The sequence below is a fragment of the Pseudomonas sp. C2B4 genome (assembly GCF_013359695.1).
Taxonomy (GTDB): Bacteria; Pseudomonadota; Gammaproteobacteria; order Pseudomonadales; family Pseudomonadaceae; genus Aquipseudomonas.
In genome coordinates this window covers 1-5,360 of the sequence record NZ_JABFMU010000118.1, presented here as the reverse complement: position 1 = coordinate 5,360, position 5,360 = coordinate 1, and the positions used below count along the sequence as shown (strand labels likewise).

Annotated in this window: 5 protein-coding genes; 2 read left to right on the top strand and 3 right to left on the bottom strand. The window is 59.9% G+C overall.

Going from position 1 to position 5,360, the window contains the following annotated elements; genetic code table 11:
* Positions 1 to 69: 69 nt before the first annotated feature.
* Together recJ and HNQ83_RS30850 are read right to left on the bottom strand one after the other, a co-directional pair.
* Positions 70 to 1,779 carry a single-stranded-DNA-specific exonuclease RecJ gene (recJ, locus tag HNQ83_RS30855; RefSeq protein ID WP_175392616.1) on the bottom strand — a complete coding sequence of 570 codons (1,710 nt, stop codon included), beginning with the start codon at positions 1,777 to 1,779 and terminating at the stop codon, positions 70 to 72.
* Between the two features lie 66 nt (positions 1,780 to 1,845).
* Positions 1,846 to 2,388: a YaeQ family protein gene (locus HNQ83_RS30850; protein WP_175392615.1), complete on the bottom strand. Its 543-nt coding sequence runs from the start codon at positions 2,386 to 2,388 to the stop codon at positions 1,846 to 1,848.
* 148 nt (positions 2,389 to 2,536) lie between these two features.
* Between HNQ83_RS30850 and HNQ83_RS30845 the strand changes: the two genes are divergently transcribed.
* Positions 2,537 to 3,736 (top strand): CaiB/BaiF CoA-transferase family protein, encoded by a 1,200-nt coding sequence (locus HNQ83_RS30845; RefSeq protein ID WP_175392614.1) that lies wholly within the window; start codon positions 2,537 to 2,539, stop codon positions 3,734 to 3,736.
* The gene (locus HNQ83_RS30840) at positions 3,690 to 4,658 is read left to right on the top strand and encodes a TIGR02285 family protein (protein WP_175392613.1); all 969 of its coding nucleotides are present in this window, start codon (positions 3,690 to 3,692) and stop codon (positions 4,656 to 4,658) included. Before HNQ83_RS30845 ends, HNQ83_RS30840 begins: the two co-directional genes overlap by 47 nt.
* Before the next feature lie 170 nt (positions 4,659 to 4,828).
* Here HNQ83_RS30840 and HNQ83_RS30835 read toward each other — a convergent pair whose 3' ends face one another.
* Positions 4,829 to 5,116, bottom strand: a complete 288-nt coding sequence (locus HNQ83_RS30835; RefSeq protein ID WP_175392612.1) for a DUF3509 domain-containing protein — start codon at positions 5,114 to 5,116, stop codon at positions 4,829 to 4,831.
* Positions 5,117 to 5,360: the final 244 nt, after the last annotated feature.

The window sequence follows — 5,360 nt, the reverse complement described above, 5'->3', positions numbered from 1 at the left end:
TAGCGGGCGCAGGCTCGATCCCACTGGTACAGCGTATCCCCTGTGGGAGCGAGCCTGCTCGCGAAGGGGTCAACGCGGTTCGATGTGAGCAATCATCAGCTGAACGCTCTCATTGCCGCGAAACTCGTTGACGTCGAGTTTGTAGGCCAATTCCACCCACTTGATGGTTGGATTGGGCCAGATGTCACGGTCGATACCAAAGGCGATGCCATCGAGCTTGACCGATCCGCATTCACTTCTGAGCACCACTTTCAGATGCCGTTCACCGACCACCCGCTGCTCGACCAGTTGAAACACCCCATGAAACAGCGGCTCCGGGAAGTGCTGGCCCCAAGGACCGGCATGGCGCAATGCGCGGGCCAGCTCCAGGTGAAACTCTTCGACGGCCAGGGTGCCGTCCGAGAGCAGGCGCCCGGTGAGGTCTTCTTCGCGTAATTGGCGACGCACTTCAGCATCAAAGGCTTCGGCGAACAGTGGAAAGTTCGCTTCCGGCAACGTCAGCCCCGCCGCCATCGCATGGCCACCGTACTTGGTAATCAGGTTCGGATGCTGCGCCGCCACCACGCTCAAGGCGTCACGAATATGGAAGCCCTGGACCGAACGTCCGGAGCCCTTGAGCAGGCCGTCTCCTGCATCGGCGAAGGCGATGGTCGGACGGAAATAGCGCTCTTTCATACGCGACGCCAGGATTCCGATGACACCCTGGTGCCACTCGGGATCGAACAGGCACAAACCGAACGGCATCGATTCCACCGGCAGATCCTTGAGCTGAGCCAGCGCTTCACGCTGCATGCCCTGCTCGATGGATTTGCGGTCCTGGTTCATCCCGTCCAGTTGCGCGGCCATTTCCCGGGCCAAGGCAGCATCTTCGGTGAGCAGGCATTCGATGCCCAGGCTCATGTCATCCAGGCGCCCCGCCGCGTTCAAGCGCGGGCCGACGATAAACCCGAGATCGGTCGAGGTGATGCGCGCGTGGTCGCGCTTGGCCACTTCCAGAATCGCCTTGATTCCCGGTCGGGCGCGTCCGGCACGAATCCGCTCCAGGCCCTGATGCACCAGAATCCGGTTGTTGGCATCCAGCGGGACCACGTCGGCGACGCTGCCCAGGGCCACCAGATCCAGCAGTTCACCGATGTTCGGTTGCGGCCGGGTTTCGTACCAGCCCAGGCTGCGCAAGCGCGCGCGCAAGGCCATCAGCACATAGAAAATCACTCCGACGCCAGCCAGCGCCTTGCTCGGGAAGCCGCAGCCGGGCTGGTTCGGGTTGACGATGGCATCGGCCAGCGGCAGTTCATCGCCAGGCAAGTGGTGATCGGTTACCAGGACGTTAAGCCCGGCCTTTTTCGCCGCTGCCACGCCTTCGACGCTGGAAATGCCGTTGTCCACGGTAATCAGCAACTGTGGCTGGCGCTCCAGTGCCACCGCAACGATTTCCGGGGTCAGGCCGTAGCCGTAGTCGAACCGGTTGGGCACCAGGTAATCGACATGCGCCGCGCCCAACAGGCGCAAACCCAGGGTGCCCACGGTACTGGCCGTCGCGCCGTCGGCGTCGAAGTCGCCGACGATCAGGATCCGCTGCCGCTGCTCCAGCGCTGTCACCAGCAAATCCACCGCGGCCTCGATGCCCTTCAGCTGCTGGAACGGAATCAACCGTGCCAGGCTCTTATCCAACTCGGCTTCGGACTGTACGCCCCGCGCCGCGTACAGGCGGGTCAACAGCGGCGGAATATCACCGAGAAATGGCAGGGTTTCGGGCAGCAGACGAGGTTCGATGCGCATGGGGTGACAGGGGCTTCTCTTGAATACGTAGGGTAAATCCGGGTGACGCGGTCCGGCGGCGAATGATCAGCCGCGTTCGCCGGCCAGCCACTGCAACTGGACTTCGTGCTGACCACGGTCGTCGGTGACGAAAATCGTCCCTTCGCTGATCATCACGTCCCACTTGATAACGCGGGGCATGTCTTTGGCCAGGGTTTCCAGGACTTCCTGCGGCACGGCGGCGATGTTGACGTTTTTCAGGTTTTTCACCGCCGGCACCACTTTGCCTTCCCAGACGCGCAAGCTGCCATAGGCCAGCAGGCTGGTGCGCTCGGTGCGGCGCGAACACCAGGTCAGGCGCTCGGCATCCGGCTGGCCGACTTCGATCCAGTGCAGAACGCGGTCATCCAGGCTCTTTTCCCACAAGGCGGGTTCATCCACTTCCGACAGACCACGGCCAAAAGACAGCTGCTCGCTGTACCAGAGGGCGTAGGCCAGCAGGCGCACGGTCATGCGTTCTTCGGTTTCCGAAGGGTGACGGGCGATGGTCTGCTTGACGCTCTCGTAGACACTGCGGTCTAGGTCGGTCAGGTTCAGTTCAAACTTGTAGGTGGTGGACGGCTGGGCCATGAACGGGCTTCTTGATACGTGGAAAGGCGGCAAGTCTAACCGATGCAGCCATCAATCAACGAATTGATGGCGATCTACCTTGAGCGCCAGACAGTCGGCTATGTTAAAAGTCTGTATTCGCTCAGCCTCTTGTCCTACAGGAACCCGTATGTCGTTCACCGCCAAACCGCTCTCAGGTCTGAAAGTCATTGAATTGGGCACCTTGATCGCTGGTCCGTTTGCCTCGCGCATCTGCGCTGAATTCGGTGCCGAGGTGATCAAGATCGAATCCCCGGACGGTGGCGATCCGCTGCGCAAATGGCGCAAGTTGTATGAAGGCACTTCGCTGTGGTGGTTTGTGCAGGCGCGCAACAAAAAGTCGCTGACCTTGAACCTGAAGCATCCGGACGGTCTGGCGATCCTGAAAAAACTGCTGAGCGAAGCGGACATCCTGATTGAAAATTTCCGCCCGGGTGTGCTGGAAAAACTCGGTCTGGGCTGGGACGTCTTGCATGCCCTCAACCCGAAGCTGGTGATGGTCCGGCTCTCGGGCTTCGGCCAGACCGGCCCGATGAAGGATCAGCCGGGGTTCGGTGCCGTGGGTGAATCCATGGGCGGCCTGCGCTACATCACCGGTTTCGAAGACCGGCCCCCGGTGCGCACCGGCATTTCCATCGGCGACTCGATTGCCGCGCTCTGGGGTGTGATTGGCGCATTGATGGCGTTGCGTCACCGCGAAGTCAACGGCGGGCAGGGGCAAGTGGTGGACGTGGCGCTGTATGAAGCGATCTTCGCCATGATGGAAAGCATGGTGCCGGAGTTCGATGTATTCGGCTTCATCCGCGAACGCACCGGCAACATCATGCCCGGGATCACGCCCTCTTCGATCCACACCAGCGCCGATGGCAAACATGTACAGATCGGTGCCAATGGCGACGCCATCTTCAAACGCTTCATGCTGATCATTGGCCGCGAAGACCTGGCCAATGACCCGACGCTGGCCAGCAATGACGGCCGTGACAGCCGTCGCGATGAGCTCTATGGGGTCATCGATCGCTGGGTCAACTCGCTGCCGCTGGACGCGGTCCTTGAGCACCTGAATCAGGCCGACGTGCCCGCCAGCCGCATCTTCAGTGCCGAAGACATGTTCAGCGATCCGCAATACCTGGCCCGGGAAATGTTCCTGCAGACCAAGCTGCCCGATGGCAAAGACTTCAAGATGCCGGGGATCGTGCCGAAACTCTCTGAGACACCCGGTGATTGTGAATGGGTCGGGCCGCAATTGGGCGAGCACAACGCCCAGGTACTCCAGGAACTTGGCTATGACGCGTCGCAGATCACACAGCTGCGCAAAGACGGAGCCATCTGAGCTGAAGCGCCCGCCTGCGTGGTATCCCCACTACCGCCTGATGTGTAACAGGTCGGTATTGCGCGCGTGGGCGGGCGTGCTGCTGATTGCTTTTCTGGCCGCTCCCGTTTTCGCCCAACCCAAGGAAACCTTACTTTGGCTCAAGCGGGACCTGCCGCCACTGTTCATTTTCGACGGACCGAAAAAAGGCCAGGGCGTCATCGATCAGTTGTTGTCTCGGTTGATCGCCAACATGCCTCAGTACCAACACAGCGTGATGAAGGTTAATCGTGCTCGCGGCTTGCAAATGCTCCACGAGCCATCCCTCGTATGCGACGCAGCGCTGAATTGGAGCAAGGAGCGCGAAACATGGATTGCGTTTTCCGTGCCGGTCTTTCGTGCAATGAGTAATGGTCTGGCGGTGAAGCGCGTTGATCGCGAGGTGCTGACGCCATTCATCAAGGACGGCGAGGTGGACCTCGCAGCACTGCTCGCAACGGGCAGCGTGAGCCTGGGCATTGTTGCCGAACGCAACTATGGCGAATTCCTCGACGCACTCATCAAACAAGCACCGCCCAAGGCCCTGACGCTTCATTACGGCAACGATGCCTTGGGCAGCCTGTTGCAGATGCAACGCCTCGGACGCTTGCAGTTGCTGTTGGGCTATCGACCGGAAATCCGCTACCAGGCCGAGCAGCATGGGATCGCCGAGGATGAATTGCTGTTCTACCCGATTCGCGGCACAGGCAAGTACCTGTCCGGTTACATCGGCTGCACCGACACCCCCCAAGGCCGGCAGGCCATCATCGAGATCAACCAACTGCTGCGTACCCTGCCTCGTGATGGCCTGAGTCAGGCTTACGCTGCCTGGCTCGACCCGGAAAGTCGCAGTGAATACCTGGAAGCCTCCAGGCAATTTTTCGAGCAGCAGGCCGGGCAGTGACAAATTCCGGGCAAAAAGAAACCCCGAGAAGTGGGGAGACGACTCGGGGTTAAACGTGGTCTACATAAAGACCCGTAGCAGCAAGCTACAAGCACCGGAGCACAATGCTTGATCCTGCTGTTAATGGGTCTGACTGACTCGGATGCAGGAAGGTTCCCACAAATGACAATTCAATTTCGGCTGGCCAACAGCCTGTCTTGGGCGACATTGCGCAATGCCGCGATAACACAGGGCTCCAGACGCCCCTCCGCGATCAGCACATCGCGATGCAAGCCATCGACCACATCGGTCAGCGAACGCTTGTCAGTCAATTGCGCCTGATTGAACTCGCGCTCGACCACCGTAATGCCACTCGCATTCTTCAGTGTCACCCGGCATTCGCCATGAAGGCCTGACGGGGTCAATGTCACCTGGTACGGGCTCAGAGCCTCACCGAGCAAGAGACTGATACTTTCCATCTCGATCACCACTCAATAGTCCGAAAACGAAGTGCCTGGGGCATGTCTACAGTAAATGACCGCCGGCCGGAGAAGAAAGTTCTGAAAGCTGCGTCTCTGGTTGATAGAGCATGCATGGCAAAGATGACAGAGAAAAAACAGAGGAGTGGCGTTTGTCGGGTTCGCTGCCCTCCCCCTTGTGGGAGCGAGCCTGCTCGCGAAGGCGGCGAATCAGTCAGCATCTTCTTGAAGGAAAGACCGCTTT